The 17,310-nt window shown below is 59.7% G+C and carries 14 protein-coding genes and 1 pseudogene; 6 read left to right on the forward strand and 9 right to left on the reverse strand.

The features are described 5' to 3' along the window. The 6 genes from C437_RS13225 to C437_RS13250 form a co-directional block, all read right to left on the reverse strand. The gene (locus C437_RS13225; protein ID WP_004517470.1) at positions 1–1,785 is read right to left on the reverse strand and encodes an acetyl/propionyl/methylcrotonyl-CoA carboxylase subunit alpha; all 1,785 of its coding nucleotides are present in this window, start codon (positions 1,783–1,785) and stop codon (positions 1–3) included. Continuing rightward, on the reverse strand, positions 1,785–2,951 hold the full coding sequence (locus C437_RS13230) for an acyl-CoA dehydrogenase family protein (RefSeq protein ID WP_004517471.1): 1,167 nt from the start codon (positions 2,949–2,951) through the stop codon (positions 1,785–1,787). The genes C437_RS13225 and C437_RS13230 overlap by 1 nt, the downstream gene beginning before the upstream one ends. A 45-nt stretch (positions 2,952–2,996) precedes the next feature. Then, the gene (locus C437_RS13235; RefSeq protein ID WP_004517472.1) at positions 2,997–4,679 is read right to left on the reverse strand and encodes an acyl-CoA synthetase; all 1,683 of its coding nucleotides are present in this window, start codon (positions 4,677–4,679) and stop codon (positions 2,997–2,999) included. 170 nt (positions 4,680–4,849) lie between these two features. Beyond that, positions 4,850–6,253, reverse strand: coding sequence for a UbiD family decarboxylase (locus C437_RS13240; protein ID WP_004517473.1), 1,404 nt, complete (start codon positions 6,251–6,253; stop codon positions 4,850–4,852). Then, entirely contained in the window at positions 6,250–7,755 is a 1,506-nt protein-coding gene (locus tag C437_RS13245; RefSeq protein ID WP_004517474.1) for a UbiD family decarboxylase, read from the reverse strand. The genes C437_RS13240 and C437_RS13245 overlap by 4 nt, the downstream gene beginning before the upstream one ends. A gap of 3 nt (positions 7,756–7,758) precedes the next feature. Next, positions 7,759–8,253, reverse strand: a complete 495-nt coding sequence (locus tag C437_RS13250) for a hypothetical protein (RefSeq protein ID WP_004517475.1) — start codon at positions 8,251–8,253, stop codon at positions 7,759–7,761. A gap of 919 nt (positions 8,254–9,172) precedes the next feature. On the opposite strand from C437_RS13250, the gene C437_RS13255 reads away from it, so the two are divergent. The 4 genes from C437_RS13255 (at position 9,173) to C437_RS21240 (ending at position 14,428) form a co-directional block, all read left to right on the forward strand. After that, a complete protein-coding gene (locus C437_RS13255; RefSeq protein WP_004517476.1) occupies positions 9,173–10,360 on the forward strand; it encodes an orc1/cdc6 family replication initiation protein in 1,188 nt (395 codons plus the stop codon). A 219-nt stretch (positions 10,361–10,579) separates the two neighbouring features. After that, positions 10,580–11,329, forward strand: a complete 750-nt coding sequence (locus tag C437_RS13260; protein WP_004517477.1) for a helix-turn-helix domain-containing protein — start codon at positions 10,580–10,582, stop codon at positions 11,327–11,329. 60 nt (positions 11,330–11,389) lie between these two features. Continuing rightward, positions 11,390–13,810 carry a heavy metal translocating P-type ATPase gene (locus tag C437_RS13265; protein WP_049919798.1) on the forward strand — a complete coding sequence of 807 codons (2,421 nt, stop codon included), beginning with the start codon at positions 11,390–11,392 and terminating at the stop codon, positions 13,808–13,810. A 210-nt stretch (positions 13,811–14,020) separates the two neighbouring features. Further along, positions 14,021–14,428: a DUF7475 family protein gene (locus tag C437_RS21240; RefSeq protein WP_004517479.1), complete on the forward strand. Its 408-nt coding sequence runs from the start codon at positions 14,021–14,023 to the stop codon at positions 14,426–14,428. Between the two features lie 469 nt (positions 14,429–14,897). Here the strand turns inward: C437_RS21240 and C437_RS21295 are convergent, their stop codons facing one another. The 3 genes and pseudogenes from C437_RS21295 to C437_RS20195 form a co-directional block, all read right to left on the reverse strand. Next, positions 14,898–15,104: a helix-turn-helix domain-containing protein gene (locus tag C437_RS21295; protein WP_449271428.1), complete on the reverse strand. Its 207-nt coding sequence runs from the start codon at positions 15,102–15,104 to the stop codon at positions 14,898–14,900. Positions 15,105–15,122: 18 nt separating this feature from the next. Then, positions 15,123–15,614 (reverse strand): annotated as a pseudogene (locus tag C437_RS21300) (helix-turn-helix domain-containing protein); the annotation flags it as partial. A gap of 148 nt (positions 15,615–15,762) precedes the next feature. Then, positions 15,763–16,107 (reverse strand): cytochrome ubiquinol oxidase subunit I, encoded by a 345-nt coding sequence (locus C437_RS20195; protein WP_139175316.1) that lies wholly within the window; start codon positions 16,105–16,107, stop codon positions 15,763–15,765. Positions 16,108–16,409: 302 nt separating this feature from the next. Between C437_RS20195 and trxA the strand changes: the two genes are divergently transcribed. After that, complete coding sequence (gene trxA / locus C437_RS13285; RefSeq protein WP_004517481.1) at positions 16,410–16,820, forward strand: thioredoxin; 411 nt, start codon at positions 16,410–16,412, stop codon at positions 16,818–16,820. 218 nt (positions 16,821–17,038) lie between these two features. Then, a complete protein-coding gene (locus tag C437_RS13290; protein WP_004517482.1) occupies positions 17,039–17,263 on the forward strand; it encodes a YgaP family membrane protein in 225 nt (74 codons plus the stop codon). Positions 17,264–17,310: the final 47 nt, after the last annotated feature.

The following is a 17,310-nucleotide window of genomic DNA, read 5'->3' on the forward strand; positions in this document are numbered from 1 at the left end:
TTACTCCTCCAGTACAACTAGGGTGTCACCCATGTCTACGGAATCGCCCTCCGCAATCGGGACGGACGCGACAGTGCCGCCCGTGGATGCCACAACGTCGTTTTCCATTTTCATCGCCTCCAGCACGCAGACGACATCGCCCGCAACGATATCGTCGCCGGGCGCGACTTCGGTCGAGAGGATAGTTCCCTGCATCTCGGCCGTAATCGCGCCCGACGTGGTCACGTCTACCGTGCCGCCACTGGCTGAGTTGCCACGTGAAGCGTCACTACCGGAGCCGCTACTGGCGTTGCCATCACGGGAGACGCGGGGTAATCCGTCCGTGACGACGACATCGAAGCGCTTCCCGTCGACTTCGACAGCGATTTCCTCCGCCGCGGCTGACGAGGCATCGCCGCCGATATCGTCGGTTCCCCATTGTGCGACAGCAGCATCGAGGGCATCATCGGCGAGTTCCTGATCGAGGTATTTCGTCGTGTGCGTCCCGGCGCGGAAGGTGTCATCGTCCAGCATCAACCGATGGAACGGAATGGTCGTATGGAGCCCCTCGACGGTGAAATGCTCGAGAGCACGCTTCGACCGGGCCAGACAGTGGTCCCGGTCCTCGCCAGCGACGATGAGCTTCGCGATCATCGAGTCGTAGTCGCCCCCGATGTCGTCGCCCTGTGACACTGCATGGTCGAGCCGCACACCGATGCTGCTGGGCGGCGCGTACGTCGTCAGCGGTCCCGGTGTCGGCGTGAAGTCTTCTGCCGGGTTCTCCGCGTTGATCCGGTACTCGACGGCGTGGCCGTCTATCGACACGTCGTCCTGTGTGAAATCCAGTTGCTCGCCTGCGGCCACCCGGAGCTGCCAGCGAACGATGTCGATGCCCGTCACAGCCTCGGTGACGGTGTGTTCGACCTGAATGCGGGTGTTCACCTCCATGAAGTAGAACTCCCCGTCCTCGACGAGGAACTCCACCGTGCCGGCGTTCGTGTACCCGGCTTCGCTGACACCGCGTCTGGCGGCCTCGCCGATTTCCGCACGCAGGTCAGCGTCGAGTGCCGGGCTCGGGGCCTCCTCGATGACCTTCTGGTGGCGACGCTGGAGCGAGCAGTCGCGCTCACCGAGGTGGCGGACGGTGCCGTGTTCGTCCGCAAGCACCTGCACCTCGATGTGTTTCGGAGCTTCGAGGTACTTTTCGACATACACCGAATCATTACCGAAGTAGGCTTCGCCCTCGCGCTTTGCGCTTTTGAGTGCGTCTTCGACCTCGGCCTCGCTCCGGACAATCTTCATGCCCCGACCGCCACCGCCACCCTCGGCTTTTATTGCGATAGGGTAGCCGTACTCGGCCCCCAGTTCGCGCACTTCGTCCGGATCACTGACCAGATCCGTCGTGCCAGGGACGACTGGGACACCAGCCTCCTGCATCACCGTCCGGGCTTTCGTCTTTTCACCCAGCGTCTCCATCGCGTCGCTCGGCGGGCCGACCCAGGTGATACCGTCGGTAGCCTCAACGCGGCTGGCGAACGCGGCGTTTTCGGCGAGGAAGCCGTACCCGGGATGGATCGCGTCGGCCCCGGCTCGCTCAGCGACATCGAGGATCGCTGTCTGGTCGAGGTACGACTCGCTTGCAGGTGCCGGACCGACGTTGTACGCGTCGTCGGCGTACTCGACGTGGCCGGCGTTGCGGTCGGCGTCGCTGTAGACGGCGACCGTCTCGATACCCAGCTCTTCACACGCAGCCATCACACGAACCGCGATTTCGCCGCGGTTTGCGACAAGGACTTTCTCGAACATCAGTAGGATCTTGGGAAGCCGAGGTGCTGCCCGATGTGGTTGTACGCCATCTGCTGGGAGACCGGGGCCAGCCGCGTCAGGTTGATTTCACGCCACCACCGCTCGATGTCGTATTCCTTCGCGTAGCCCCAGCCGCCGAAGGCCTGCATCGATTGCTTGACCGCTTCGATACCGGCACTGACGGCCGTCGCCTTCGCGACGTTTGTCTCGTACCCACACTCCTCGCCCTGATCGTAGAGCCAGGACGCCTTCTCGCGCATGAGGGCCGCCGTTTCCATGCGGGCGTACGCCTTTGTGATCGGGAACGAGACCGCCTGATGGCTCCCGATAGGCGCATCGAACACCTCCCGGTCGCTGGCGTACTCGATAGCAGTGTCGGCGGCTAGCTTGCCGATGCCGGTCCCGGCGGCCGCGAAGCCGATGCGTTCCGGGTTCAGCATATCGACGAGGGTCCACCAGCCGTTGTCTTCCTCGCCCAGCAGGTTCTCCTCGGGGACCCGGACGTCCTCGATGAAGACCTCACAGGACTTCGAGTAGTTGATTCCGTGTTTGGGAATCGGTGACACGTCGATGCCGGGGTCGTCCATATCGACGATAAACAGGCTTATGCCGTCGGTCCCGCGCTCGACCTCGTCGCGTGGGGTCGTGCGCGTGACGAGGATCATGTTATCAGCCCGGTCCGCGAAGGTGATCCACGCCTTGTTCCCGTCCAGAACGTACTCGTCGCCGTCTTTCTCGGCGCGGGTCGCGACATTCAGCGTGTTTGTGCCGGCTTCGGGCTCTGTAATCCCGATGGAGAAGTTTCGCTTGCCGTTGGCGATGTCGGGTAGATAGGTCTGTTTCTGCTCTTCTGTCCCGTTCTCGTTGATGCCGACGGCGGCCATGCCGGCGGTGAGCACCAGATACCAGGTGCCCGCCATGCCACAGCCCTCGGCACAGAGCGTCTCCATGACCAGCCCCATCTCCTGTATGCCCATCCCAGCCCCTTCGTACTCCGGCGGGACCAGCAAGCCATGGAAGCCGGCCGCGGCCAGTTCGTCCCAGAACTCCTGTCCGAACTCGCCTGCTTCCTCTTTCTCGCGCCAGTACTCCGGTCCGTACTCGGCCGCCACGTCCGCGGCGGTCGACCGAATCATCGAACGCTCCTCGGTGGATTCGAAATTCATTGGTGTTGTGTCTGTGTTATCGCTCGTGATGCTTGATACCTTATGTCAGGATTCGACTTCAGCTTCTGCTTCGGCGTCGTCGTGAAGCTCGGTTCGTCGAATCTTCCCGGTCACGGTCTTTGGCAAATCCTCACGGAACTCGATCTCCCGCGGGTACTCGTGTGCTGAGAGCTCTTCTTTCACGTAGCTCTGGATATCTTCTTTGAGGGGGTCGGACGGCTGCGCGTCCTCGCTTGGCACGACGTATGCCTTGACGATGTTCCCCCGCGCTTCGTGTGGTTTGGGGACGACGGCCGCCTCAGCGACCGCTTCGTGTTCGCCCAGCGAACTTTCGACCTCGAACGGCCCGATACGGTACCCGGAGGAAAGGATCACGTCGTCTGCCCGTCCTTCGAACCAGAAGTACCCGTCCTCGTCTTTGTGTGCTAAATCGCCCGAGAGATACCATGTCCCGTCTGGACCGTCGATGAACGCCCGCTGTGTCTTCTCGGGCTTGTTCCAGAACTCGGCAAAGAAACACGGGTAGTCGCCCCGCTGTGCGATCTCGCCCGTTTCGCCGGGGTCCAGAACCGCCCCGCTCTGTGGGTCGACGATGTCGGCTTCGATTCCGGGGAGTGGTTTGCCCATCGACCCGGGCCGGAGCTCCATCGTTGGATAGTTGTTGATGATCATGTTCCCGGTCTCAGTCTGGCCGTACGTGTCCAGAATCGTGACACCGAGTTCGTCTTCCCCCCACTCGACGACGCCAGCACTGAGCGGTTCGCCGATAGAAAGCGCGTGGCGCAGATCGAGGTCGACGTCAGCAAGGACCTCCTCGTTCTCCCGGAGCATCCGGTACGCCGTCGGGACCGAGAACAGGACGCTGATCGGGTATTCGTCGAGCAGGGCGGCCCACTCGTCGGTGTCGAACTCGCCCTCGTAGGTGAACAGCGATGCCCCCCAGAACCATGCGCCGAGCGTGTTGATGGCCCCGGTCAGCCAGCCGAGGTCGCCGGTCGACCAGTACAGGTCGCCGTCCTGGAGGTCCACGGCGTACTTCTGTGTTGCCGCGACGCCGGCGATCCAGCGCTGTTTGTGGAGGACGCCTTTGGCCAGCCCGGTCGTCCCTGAGGTGTAGTACAGTAGCGCGTCGTCTTCCCCGCTGGTCTCAGCGACTTCGTACGACGTACTCGCGCCGTCGAGCGCGGTATTGAACACCACGTCGTCAGCGGGTGCGCCGCCTCCGCGGTCAACGGTGATTACGTGTTCGACCGCCGGGGCCTCGTCCAGCGCGTCTTCGACCGTGTCTCGATTGTCGGTCGTGGTGACGACCACCTCTGCGTCGCAGTCGTCCAGTCGGTACGAGATGCCGTCGGGGCCGAACCGCTCGTTGACGTTTCCCCAGACAGCGCCGTGTTTGAGCGTTCCGACCAGCGCCACGTAGTGCTCCGGAATCCGGGGCATATACGAGAAGACTCGGTCACCCTGCGCAACGCCGAGGTCGTCGAGGACGTTAGCAAACTGACTTGAGCGGTCAGCGAGCTCCCAGAACGTCATTTTCGACAGCTCTCCGTCGGTGCCGACCTGATAGAGGGCGACCTGTCCCCGGTCGGTCGCATGTCGGTCGGCGACTTCGTGCCCGATGTTCAAGTTGTCCGGTGCGTCCCAGTCCGCTTCCGCGAAGATATCGTCCCAGGAGAACTCGTGCCGTGCCGCGTCGTAGTCAGGGAGGTTGTGGCTGGTCGCCATACACCGCTCGGAATACCGGATTTCGGTATAATTGTATCGGTTGCTTTTCCCGAATAATGTATTAAATGTATTTTATTTTATGTTCCTACATAGGTATTATTTGGTTGCTGTATGGCGTAAACAGAACTGATTACAACATATTCGATAATATATACATGTGAGAGACATATTCAACGGGGCGATTCGTTTTCACTCGTTTCTCCGGGAGCGGTTCCGGGTTCGTCCCACAGGACACGAGCTACGTCGCGAACGCTACTTGGGAAGGAGTTCTCGAACGTGACCCGCGGCGCGATGTACGTTTCCTTCCAGCGTGGGTCCCACGCCGCATTCACGTACAGACGCGAGCCGGTTTCGTTGTCCCGTCGATAGTGAGGCCGTGTCGCGGCCGGTGCATCCGGTTCACTGAATGTCCAGTCGCGAGCCGGGTGAGACTTCAGCCAGACGTCGGCCAGGACACGGCCGAAATCCTGTGGCGGAACGTCTTTATCCACGATAACCACCGTGTCGAAAAGCGATGAGAACGAAAAGAGGATATTCGCGAGTTGCCACTCGAAGCCGCCGTAAAGTATGTCACTGGCCACGAAACAGATTCCGAGTTCGGCCTCTGCCGGCAGCATCACCCATTCCACTGGCGAGATACCCCAGTAGTTGTTGAGCCGGTGATACAGCGTTGCGGCGGTCGCAAGCCCTGTGAGCTGGATATCATCTGCGAGCGGGCAGCCGACCGGAGAGATGGGGATGACCGGGGAGTCAGTAGTGCGCACGGACTCGACCGACAGCGAGAGCGGCCCGCTTGCAACGACATGCTCCCAGCCCTCCCGGCGGTCGGAGCGGAAGTCAGGCTGGCGGTCCACAACCGTCGTCTCCATGACGATTTCTGTCGCGCTCGGGACGAGTCCGCCGTTGGTCGGGACGAGCGGAACGGTTCCGGTCACCCCACAGGACTGGATCGGCGTGGCAGTTTGTTCAGTGACAGCAAGCAGGTATGCCGTCGTCATCGCCGCTGGGGGCACGCCGAGCGCTATCGCCATCGTTGTTCCGTCAGCAACAAGCGACGACAACGCATCCGGGACGCGAACTCTGAGCGTCTCGCCGCCTACGACTGAGCCGTGGACCGGTGCCCAGTGTGTGCCGTCAGCGGGCGAGACCGATGCAACACCGAGGGTCACTGCCGGCCACGTCTCAGTTTCGCCCTGCGGGAACTGCAGGTCCTGTACGTCGGTATCCGTCCCTGAGGCTGCCTGGCCTGTGTACGTCGGCTCGGGATTCTCGCCGGCCGGACCGAGGTCACCGATTGTCTCTAGCAGGTCAACGAGCGTGGCGTTCGGGTCACGTCCGAGCCCGAGCGACAGCCGTGACCACGGCCGAGCCTCGCGATGCTGTGTCTGGTCTGGACCGCTGAACACACCGCTGACTAGATCTATACCCGTGGGTCGCTGGAACCGAAGCGCCGGTCCACTTGCACGCAACGCCTCCGCCGCAAGCACGTCGACTGGGACCTCGAATGGGCCGTCGAGTCGGACGAGGTCATCGTCGCCAGCAAGTCCACGGACGTACTGGCCGAACGGAATCACTGTGATTTCTCCTCCCGCTCGTCGAGTCGGGCAAATCGCGCAGCGTCCAGTCCCGCCTCGACCAGCCGTTCCTGCGCCCGCTTTCGTGTTTCTGTGGTCGCCGCCGTATCCGTCGCATCACCGTCAGTCGTCGCGTCGATGTAGGCTTTGGCCGTCTTCGCCTTCGAAGTCCCTACGTCCGCACTGCCTTTCTCGTCAGGCGTCTGGTAGATGTTGAGCGGTACTTTCGGCATCCGCTCGACACCGAACTGGTGGAAGTCGGCGTCCGGATCGGCCTCAAGCGCGATAGCTGTCAGGACTGCCCGCGGGTCGAGCGGGTCGACAGCAGCGTCGACAAATACGAAAAAGTCGATGTGGAGCATCCCCCACGTCGTGAAAATAAAGTTCGCCAGTTCGTGGAGGTACCCCGGATACGGTCGGTCCGTTGCGATGACCCAGACGGTACGGGACGTGAATTGCCACGGGACCGCCATCGCAACGTCGAATCCAGCGGCTCGAAGCCCAACAGTTGCGTCAGGACCAGCTGCGACGAGCCGGAGCGTACTGGTCGAGTTCTGCCCGTATCCGACACCGCTCCCCTCGACGCAAAACGGTATCCGCGGTTGGTGCCGGTGAGTGATCGCATCGACCTCGAACACCGGCATAGAGCGACGCGGGCCGTTCATGTAGCCGAAGTAGTCCCCAAACGGCCCCTCATCGAGGCGGTCGTTGGGTCGAACATGCCCTTCGAGGACTAGCTCGGCCGTCGCCGGGACGTACAGGTCATTGGTTTCACACTGGACGAGGTCTACAGGCGCGTCTTTCAGGCCGCCCGCGAAGGCCGCTTCGCTTCGCCCTGTCGGAATCCACATATCTGCAGTACTCTCAACGGTGGGTTCGGAGCCGATAACCACCGCAACCGGCATCGGTTCCCCCCGTGGCTCGTAGTCGTAGTAGTACCGGTTCGGAACCTGCTCACCGGCCAGTAACAGTAGACTGGCTCGGGAGTCGTCGTGGATCATCATGCGATGGCTCGACCAGGTTCCCCACTCCGTGTCGGGATCCGGTGCGACGATGGTGTGGTGGTTCGAGTACCGCCCTCCATCGCCCTCGTGAATGTAAGGCCACGGGAACGACAGGAGGTCGACCTCGTTCCCTGTCCGCACTGTTTCTTTACACGGGGCCCGGTGACTCGCGACAGTTCGAGGGGATTTCGGGGCGTTGAGACGATCAATCACTCGGTCATAGTACGTACGGCCTGAGAGGCCATCTTGGAGTCCCAGCGCTTGAGCGAAGTGATCCCAGGGACGAGTCTGAGGGCCGCGATACGGGTCGCCAACCAGTTTCGACTCCGTCTCAATGCCCGCGATAGAGGCGAATACAGGGATTGGTCCGTCGCGGATGTTGGCAAGCATCGTTGCTGCACTCGCTTCAAGATCCCACGACACCGGCCGGTCAAAGGTCCGGAGCCAGCCAGCCGTGTCGAGCAAATCGAGATACTCCCGGAGCGAATTGACGGACATGTGTCACTCCTGTGTGTCGAGTACGCGCCTGAGTGGGTCGTCATCGAGTTCGCGACGGACCTCTGCGTAGGCGTCAAGGAGGGCCGGTCGTTCCGTGGCGAGGTGGTCGAACGTGATCTCGCGAAGCGCATCGGCCGTTGAGTCGTACTCGTCGGTCTCGACGAGATACTGCAAGAGTACTTTCAGATCGTCGGACCGGGTATTGAGGATATTTGACGCCGTCTCCTGTTCGGCCGCCAGATTGGCTACAAGCTCCTGATCGATACCGGTCGCGTCAGTCTCATCAAGCAATTCGACGTATCTGGTCTCACTGACGCTCTCGTGTGGTCCGGCGACGATTGTTAGCGGTTCCGGATCAGTGAGTTCAGCAGGATCCTTAGCAATCCGAACGCGCGCCTCGAAAATACGTTTCGTTTGTGCATCTGTGATCTGCAGTGTGGTTTCGGCCTGTGCCTCCTCAGGGAGATGGTCTGCTGACGTTATGTAGTGGCTCGACATTACCTGCCCTCAGTTGGATTGCTGATGTTCTTAGCAACCTCTTGTTCCAGTGGCATATATGTACCGTCGTGGAGTGATTGTTATATTGGTTCGCACGTCGCGGTCACGACCCGAGTGAAGTAAGATCGTGGATCGCTGCCCCGACAGCTGCAACTGGCGTTGCTTCACACCCCCACCCCACTGCTTCCGCTGTTAGGAGAAAAATAGACGGCACCATCCCCATGGGAGGGGGTGTTTTGCTATTTTGTGATAACGGTCTACGGTTATGGTTTCTTGCCGATGCACTTGAAGTTATTCACTAGAGAAAAGAATGTTGGCGGACGTAACTCGAGTTGGGTCACCACCTGCTGCTAGTGCTAACAGCGGAAGCAGTGGGGTGGGGGTCCCTTGAATCTCTGTATGTTGCATTTCAAATAGTCCCGTACCCTCCAACAGATTCTGTTCTGATGAGTCACCGTGAGACCACTAGAACCGGTTTCCGATTTCCATAGCGTAGTTTAGGCAGTGGAAATGCACCCTCTCGGTGGCAAAACACGTCGCACTTGGCCCGTGTAAACTGGAAAGTCTCGTACCACTCGGTCCGCACAGACTGAAGAAGCGGTGGACCGTGTCACCCCCCACTCTCGTTTTTGTCGAACTAACAGCGGAAGTGGTGGGGTGGGTGTGTCACTCTGCTACCGCCATCCCACTACCTACCCACCCAGGGTTAACCAGTCCAGTTCCTCACAGAATGCACTACCCCGGCGTCACCTCGGCACCATCCTAACAGCGGAAACGGTGGGGTGGGGGAGTACTGTGGTCGCAACCACACATTTCATCTAACAGCGGAAGCAGTGGGGTCAGTCATTTATATACCTAACCGAACAGCGGAAGCAGCGGAACCAAAGGTTAAGAGAGTCGGTGTTGCAACTACATACAAATGAGCGATATTACGTTCTCGCCAACATCCGCGATATTCGAACAGCGCGAGGCGCTGCTCGAAGAGTGGACTCCCGAGGAGCTTGTTGGACGCGACGAGGAACTCCAGAAGTATCACGCTGCTCTTCAGCCAGTCATCAACAACGAAACCCCGTCGAATATCTTCCTGTACGGGAAAAGCGGAGTTGGGAAGACTGCTGCCACCCGATACCTTCTCTCCGCTCTGGAGCGTGATGCAGCAGATGTCGACGGACTGGACCTCAGCACGGTCGAAGTCAACTGTGACGGACTCAATTCGAGCTATCAGGCCGCGGTCGCGATCGTCAACACACTCCGTGATCCAGCGAATCAAATCTCAAACACTGGATATCCACAGGCTTCGGTGTATCAGTTCCTTTTCGACGCACTCGATGATCTGGGCGGGACGGTACTCATCGTTCTCGACGAAGTCGACCACATTGAGGATGATTCGCTGCTGTACAAACTCCCCCGTGCCAGATCAAACGGTGACATCTCCGAAGCGAAACTGGGCGTTATCGGTATCTCGAACGATCTCGATTTCCGCAACCAACTGTCCTCGAAAGTCCGGTCGAGTCTCTGTGAAAAGGAGGTGTCGTTCTCGGCTTACAACGCCAACGAGTTGCAACTTGTTCTGAAACAGCGCGAGGCCGTCGCGTTTCAGAATGACGTCCTTGATGACGGCGTCATAGAAATGTGTGCTGCGTACGGGGCGAAAGACTCCGGGGACGCCCGCCAGGCGCTGGACCTGTTGCTTGAGGCCGGCGACCTTGCCCGAGAGTATGACGATGAACTCGTAACTGAGCACCACGTCCGCGAAGCCCGGCAGCGGCTTCAAACTGATCAGGTCGTTGAAGGCATCCGTAACTACTCCGATCACGGGCAACTCGTTCTCTATGCACTCACCGGGCTCGCCGAAGACGGCGACACTCCAGCCCGGACACGAGATATCTTGGGGGCGTATCAGGAGCTAGCACGTGAGGAGGGGCTGGACCCGGTTTCAGAGCGGTCAGTTCGTGACTATCTCGGTGAACTCACCCAACTCGGAATCGTGTCCTCAACGGAGTACAATCGGGGGAAAGGCGGTGGTAAGTACAAGGAATTCGAGTTAGAACAGTCCATCAGCTCGATCAAAACAGGTCTGTCAGAACTCCTGAAAAAAAGCCCGTGACCCCACCGGTTCCGCTGTTAGTCACCCCACTGATTCCGCTGTTAGACGGCAAGTCGGACTGTGTGCCGGTCCGGACAGCGATGGTCTGGCTGTTTCGGCGAAGCAGACGGGGAGCAACGAATGCAGGGCCTGTCCTATACCGATGACTGACGCTGATTCTCGACAACGCTGAGTGGCATCGTCCCGACGCGTTTTATCATACCGCATCTTACAGTACGTATGCGTGAACTTGTTTTCGCTCTCGACTACGAACCGGGCTGCAACACGGTTGCGGACGCTCTCGCCGAGCACCCTGCGGCTCGTGTCCGCTCACTGTCGTTGCACGCCACTGCTGACCGCCTCTGGCGCGTCGACCACGTTACCGGAACCCACGAAGCCCTCGATGCCATCGAGGACGCCTTTCTGACAAGTGACTACTACGCCGACTGCCTCGCCACCGAGGACTGCGGTGCCACCCAGACCACTCGCGTCCTCGACCGAGCCGACAACACGCTTGTCCTCTACTCTGACTGGGAGCGCACTCCCGCCTGTGACTCGGTTCCCCATATCGCCCAGGACAATTTGGGCGACGGTGTGCTATTCGAGACGCGCCACGAGGGGCGTCACTACACGTGGCGGCTCATACACTCCGGCGAGGGTGACGTGGCAGCGTTCTTTGACGACCTCGCTGGGGCCGTCGGCGAAAGTGCCGGGATGGAGGTACTCCGCACTGCGGATACAACAGCCTCGATGCGGGGATCCAACGGGACACAGAGTTCCCCGTCCCCGGAGCAAGAGGCTGCACTCCGGGCTGCTGTCGAGCACGGGTACTACGAGTCACCCCGGGAGGTTGACGTCGCCGAGTTAGCCGAACACCTCGATGTCCCACGGTCGACGCTCACCTACAGATTGCGTCGGGCTGAGGAACAACTGGCAAAACAGTACGTCGCAGGCAGGCTCGTGACCGACGAGGCTTCGATCTCACGCTGACATCTGATTTGGAATATTCCAACAAACTCTTATCGAACTCACGCGCCCATGATGAACTAGATGACAGAGAATCTGGATCCGACGGATCGGGCGAGTGGGGGTAATCAGCAACAGGCGCTGACTGTCCGCCTTACAGTCCCGGAAATGGATTGTCCCTCCTGTGCGCAGAAAGTCGACAAAAGCCTCCAGCGCGTCGCTGGCGTCGTCGACACCACGCTTCAGCCGACCACTGGTACAGCCAGTGTCACGTACGATTCTGAACGTACCAGCGAGGCAGATCTGGTCACGGCGATTGAGGCTGCCGGCTACGAGGTCATCGGAGGCCCGGACTCCGACGGCGATGAGCAAGCGGAGATGGGTAACGGCGTCGACATCGCGCCGCCCTCGAAGGTCTGGACGAGTCCACGCGCGAAGAAGACGTGGATCGGCGCGGCGCTTGTCACGTTCGGTCTCCTGTTCGAATTTCTTCTGACGGCACAGAACGTCACGGTGGCAAGCGTTCTCGGCTATCCGCTGCACGCCGCCGACGTACTGTTTCTCGGGGCCGTCGCCGCCAGCGGTGTCCCCGTCGTCCGCAGCGGCTACTACTCCGCGACGAACCGGAGTCTGGATATCGACCTGCTCATGGGGACTGCCATCATCGCTGCGACCGGTATCGGCTACTTCGTCGAGGCCGCGACGCTTGCCGTCCTGTTCAGCATCGCCGAGTTGCTCGAAGATTACGCCATGGACAGGGCACGGGACTCCTTGCGCGAATTGATGGAGCTATCACCGGATGAGGCCACCGTCATGCGCGACGGCGAGGAAGTGACGGTGTCCGCCGACAAGGTGGAGATCGGTGAGACCGTGGCCGTCCGTCCCGGTGACAAGATCCCACTCGACGGGACGGTCGTCGAGGGGGAGAGCGCAGTCGACCAGTCACCGATCACCGGCGAGAGTGTGCCCGTCGACAAGGCCGTTGGCGATGACGTGTACGCCGGCGCAATCAACGAAGGAGGGTACCTCGAAGTGGCAGTCACGTCGACTGCGGGCGACTCGACGCTTTCGCGAATCATCAAGCTGGTGCAGGGCGCACAGGCGAAAAAAACCGAAACAGAGCAGTTTGTCGACCGGTTTTCGGGCTACTACACGCCAGTCGGCCTCGGGCTAGCGATTCTGACCGCCGCTATCCCGCCACTGGTTATCGCCGATCCAGTGTCGGTGACAGCAGCCGGGTATGGACTTCTCTTCACCGGCGACTGGCAGACGTGGTTCATCCGCGGACTCACGCTGTTAGTGATTGCCTGTCCCTGTGCGTTCGTCATCTCGACGCCCGTCTCGGTGGTCTCGGGTATCACCAGTGCCGCCAAGAACGGTGTCCTGATCAAGGGCGGGACACACCTCGAAGCGATGGGCGGTATCGACGCCGTCGCCGTCGACAAGACTGGCACGCTCACGAAGGGCGAACTCGCCGTCACCGATGTCGTCCCTGCTGGCGACACCGACGCGGCGACGCTCCTCCGCCGTGCCGCCGGACTGGAGCGACGCAGCGAGCATCCGATTGCGACGGCGATTATCACCCATGCCGACGAGGGAGGTGTAGATGACCTGCCAGATCTGACGGGCTTCGAGAGTCTCACCGGAAAGGGCATCCGCGGGGAGATCGACGGCGAGACGTACTACGCGGGTAAGCCCGCACTCTTCGAAGAGCTGGGCTTCGATCTCTCGCGTACTCGTCGCGAGACAGCCGGTGTCTCCGGGAGCGGAGCGACCGGGGGCCGGGCAGACCATCGGTCTGACGGCGGCGTCGTGCCCGAAGAGACAGCTGTGTCCGACACCGGAGCGTTCGCCGAGGACGCACTCGCCGCACTGGAGCGTGAGGGTAAGACAGTCGTTATGGTCGGAACGGATTCGGAGCTGCTGGGTGCCATCGCCATCGCCGATGAAGTACGTCCAACTTCGAAACAGGCTGTTCAGCGCTTACAGGACCTCGGTGTCGAGCGTGTTGTGATGCTGACCGGCGACAACGAGGGCACCGCCCGTGCTATCGCCGACACGGTCGGCGTTGACGAGTATCGCGCAGAACTCCTGCCAGACGAGAAGGTCGATGCAGTCGAGGAGCTGCAGGCGGCGTATGGCGAGGTAGCGATGGTCGGCGACGGGATCAACGACGCCCCAGCACTCGCCACCGCGGACGTCGGCATCGCGATGGGCGCTGCCGGCACCGACACCGCGCTGGAAACGGCGGATATCGCACTGATGGGTGACGACATCGGGAAGCTCCCTTACCTGTACCAGCTGTCACACACTGCCACCGACGTGATTCGGCAGAACATCTGGGTGAGTCTCGGCGCGAAGCTCCTGCTTGCACTGGGCGTCCCACTGGGGCTTGTAAGCGTCGCGCTCGCGGTTGTGGTCGGTGACATGGGGATGAGTCTCGGTGTCACCGGAAACGCGATGCGGCTATCTCGAATCAAGCCTGACCGGTTCTCTGACGCCTGACGTTTCGCCACCTCTTGGCACTCGCTACCAGTCCCGTTCTCAGGCAGGGCTGCACTACCCACGAGCACAGCATCTCCGAAGCACAAACTGCGTTCCTGACTAGTTCTGGGACCGTACACTGTCTCCTCCATGCGGCAGTTGCTGTTGTCCTATCTCACACTGGTGGGACGCTCACGTGGATTTAAGATGCCACAGTGACAATTCTGCATTATGGTTGCTCAGTCGACACAACGGTCGGACCGGTTTTTTACACTCCCATCGCATCCGGTGGGGTACCTCGCAATCGTAGCCACGCTTACCACTGCTAGCATCCACTTACTGCTTGGGCCACGCGTCATGGGCTTCAGTCAGACACTAGGGACCCTGTTCATCCTGAATGGGCTTGGGTTTCTTGGCGGGATCGTCCTGTATAGTAGCCGGTACTGGCGACCCGAGCTGTTTCTCGTCGCAGCGGGATACGCTAGTGTCACTATTCTTGCACTGTTTGTGTTCCAAGGTTTCAGCCTTGAGGCGTTCTATATGCAGGGGAACCTGAATCCCTTGGCTGTCGTTTCGAAGATTGCTGAGGCTATCCTCGCCCTCTGTGCCATCTACTTATACAGAACGTCAGCTCCCTGAGAAGGTTCTACTGACCGTGTACAGGAGGAGAAGCGGTTCAAGGACACACAGATAACCGTAAGGTGTCCGACGAATCTGTGTGTCTATCCCGACCCATCGATCGGTTCAGAGATGGAGTGACGTTCGTCGCCGCAACCGAGTGCCACTGTATCTCTGATTTGAGGGTCAGGTACATGCGACGGATATCATGTTAATCACTGTCGAACCTGAGCGTACCAGAAATCAGTGCCGTCGATGGTAAGCGTAATCACACCACTGCCCCAGCTCTGGATACACCACTGTTCCGAGTAACATACTCCCAGACCGCGACCAGAGTTTACTGGAAATGGTGTGTAGAAAAGGTAGAACGCTACAACCGTGAGTTGGCTTGCGCGCATACGAACGGTTCGAAGACCGCAAATGCCGGCGATATAATCTGGGAAAATATCAAGGCCGAAACAGGAACGACATCAGCGTATCACTCACGGCGTCACAGTGTCGACATATACGCTTCGACGAGTGCCGCCTCGGCTTGACGCAGCCTGTACGAGACCGTCGAACGCGGCCAGTCAAGTTCTGCTGCAATATCGTCGAGGGTCGTCTCGCGTGGCGTCTCGTAGTAGCCCTTCCCAGCAGCTAGTTCGAGTACCCGGCTCTGTTCCGGCCGAACTGAAACCGAGCCAAACAGGGTGAGCAGCGGACCAGTCGCGTCGCGTACGTGGTTGAAGTGAAAAGAGAGCCCGTCCTGAAGGACGCCACCCAGTGTATCATACAGCATACCGACTTTCTTATCATCCTCCATGAGGATGCGCCAGCGCTCGGTGTTGCCCTGCCTGATAATTTCGAAGAGGAGTGCGCCGTTGATATACCGGTTCGTGATCGTCGGCACCGAGTCACAGTGGACAAGATCCTCGAAGTAACTGTAGACAAGAGTACGCCGGGAGCCGTTTTCGAGCACGTCACTGTAGTGGCGGCCGCCGCAGGGGCGGTCACTGATACTCAACTGATTGTACGCCGAGTCTGTCAACAGCGCCGTCGCGTCTTCGACGACAGAAGTAGCGCCCGTTATTCAGTCCAGCCGCCAGATTTGCGCGTTCCCCATCGAACAGAGGAACGTTGTCGAACGGGCGTCCGGTGTCGCGATGAACAGATCCATTAGCTCGTCCACGCCATCGTCGTACCGGATCTCGAAGACAAACTCCCGCATCTCTTTTGTTTTGTGTGTGGATCGTACAGTCAATTTCGGTTCGGGGTGTTTACGAGGAGGCAACCAGATGGCGGCTACGCTGGCACTATCGCCTCACACGCTTGTCGCATGACAAGGCAAAATACAGGCCTTCACGGGTACAATAGAGCTATATGAGCAACACTACCGCTGATGATTCTCTTCCGTGGTTCGTCAAAGTTGTTATCGCGATAACACTGTTGATAATCCTCTTCATCATCGGTATCGATCTGTTAACGTTCGCTGAAGCTTGGTAGCGGTGTACGTAGCTTCCAGTCTGAACGACGAAGGAGATGGTGAATATCTTGATCCAGAAGCAGCGCAACTGTTCGCATCTCGGCTCATCTGTCCGGATGTCCTCCCACGTGAAGTAGATGAAAAACGGGGCCAGTCCCATGCTCGTCACGGGAAAGCTGCTGTAGACAATCGCCGTGGCTGCGAACTGGAGCTGACTTGCGATTACCGGGTCGATTATAGTTTACACCCCCCGCGGGGCCCTCATACGTCTGAAGTAGCCGAGCCGAAGCCTTAATTTCGCTTTCGTCGTCGGGCTGGTTCGGTACTGGGATCGAATCGGGCGCTAGTTCCGAGTGACCAGCCGTGGGTCTGCACTGTGTAGTTTAAAGCCAGCGTCCGGGGAGCTTGTCTTTCACTGTGAGTGTGCTGTCGGAAGCTGGAGGTCGGCCCGGATTCGGGCAGTGGGCCTCCGAGCGGAACAGATAGTATTGTGCGTTATCCGCAAAACAAATAAACGCCCCGAGTACATACTGAACAGTGATGACCGACGAGCTAGCAGAGATCCGACAGAAGAAGCTCGAAGAACTCCGAAACGGAGAGCGAGGAACCGCGGCTGAGAACCGGAGCAACGAGTCGCCGGACGACCCAGTCCACGTCCACGGGGCTCAGGAACTACAGAACACCGTCGATGATGGGGTCGTCCTCGTGGACTTCTACGCCGAGTGGTGTGGCCCATGCAAGCAGCTCGAACCCGTCGTCGAGCGTATCGCGGCTAGCACCGCTGCAACCGTAGCGAAAGTCGATATCGACGCGAACCAACAGGCAGCAGCCACATACGGCATCCGTAGCGTGCCGACGCTGTTGCTGTTCGCCGATGGAGAGCCGGTCGAGCGCCTGGTGGGGATGCAACAGGAGCCACAGCTCCGGTCGCTCATCGAGAGCTACGCCTGATCCCGTCAGCTGTGACAGCCCAGTTCGATACCGCAGTGAAACCACAATGGATGTACTGATAGATTCACGCCTCAATCGCCAGCAGAAGACCGCTAATCGGCTTGGCAGTCTGGGTGGTATGGCTGCTGAACGCTGGTGATGATCTGTGATTCCAGAGCTGCTATTGTTTATATTGTACAATCGAAACGTTATTGTCCTCTGAGGACGAAATGTGATCTATGGAGCGTAACGTCGGTTCGACGGACAAGACTGCCAGAATCCTTATCGGTGCCCTCGCGGGGGTAGTATCGCTTGGCATCCTCGCCAGCGCCGTTCCGCTGCCGGTGATACTTGCGCCCGTGCTCGGGCTAGCCTCAGTGTTGCTGCTCGTCACTGGCGTCACCGGATTTTGCGGGCTGTACGGACTCCTGGGTATCGACACCTGTGCTGTCGACACCCGGTGAACAGTCGGGCTCGTATCCGTTTCACAGCGGCCAGCAACTGATTCTTT

Origin of the sequence: Haloarcula vallismortis ATCC 29715 (assembly GCF_000337775.1) — an archaeon.
Classification (GTDB): Archaea; Halobacteriota; Halobacteria; order Halobacteriales; family Haloarculaceae; genus Haloarcula; species Haloarcula vallismortis.

Excerpts from the sequence above, each read along its gene's own strand:
- C437_RS13225 (WP_004517470.1), bottom strand. The coding sequence starts at position 1,785 with ATGTTCGAGAAAGTCCTTGTCGCAAACCGCGGCGAAATCGCGGTTCGT.
- C437_RS13230 (WP_004517471.1), bottom strand. The coding sequence starts at position 2,951 with ATGAATTTCGAATCCACCGAGGAGCGTTCGATGATTCGGTCGACCGCC.
- C437_RS13235 (WP_004517472.1), bottom strand. The coding sequence starts at position 4,679 with ATGGCGACCAGCCACAACCTCCCTGACTACGACGCGGCACGGCACGAG.
- C437_RS13245 (WP_004517474.1), bottom strand. The coding sequence starts at position 7,755 with ATGTCCGTCAATTCGCTCCGGGAGTATCTCGATTTGCTCGACACGGCT.
- C437_RS13250 (WP_004517475.1), bottom strand. The coding sequence starts at position 8,253 with ATGTCGAGCCACTACATAACGTCAGCAGACCATCTCCCTGAGGAGGCA.
- C437_RS13255 (WP_004517476.1), top strand. The coding sequence starts at position 9,173 with ATGAGCGATATTACGTTCTCGCCAACATCCGCGATATTCGAACAGCGC.
- C437_RS13260 (WP_004517477.1), top strand. The coding sequence starts at position 10,580 with ATGCGTGAACTTGTTTTCGCTCTCGACTACGAACCGGGCTGCAACACG.
- C437_RS13265 (WP_049919798.1), top strand. The coding sequence starts at position 11,390 with ATGACAGAGAATCTGGATCCGACGGATCGGGCGAGTGGGGGTAATCAG.
- C437_RS21240 (WP_004517479.1), top strand. The coding sequence starts at position 14,021 with ATGGTTGCTCAGTCGACACAACGGTCGGACCGGTTTTTTACACTCCCA.
- trxA (WP_004517481.1), top strand. The coding sequence starts at position 16,410 with ATGACCGACGAGCTAGCAGAGATCCGACAGAAGAAGCTCGAAGAACTC.
- C437_RS13290 (WP_004517482.1), top strand. The coding sequence starts at position 17,039 with ATGGAGCGTAACGTCGGTTCGACGGACAAGACTGCCAGAATCCTTATC.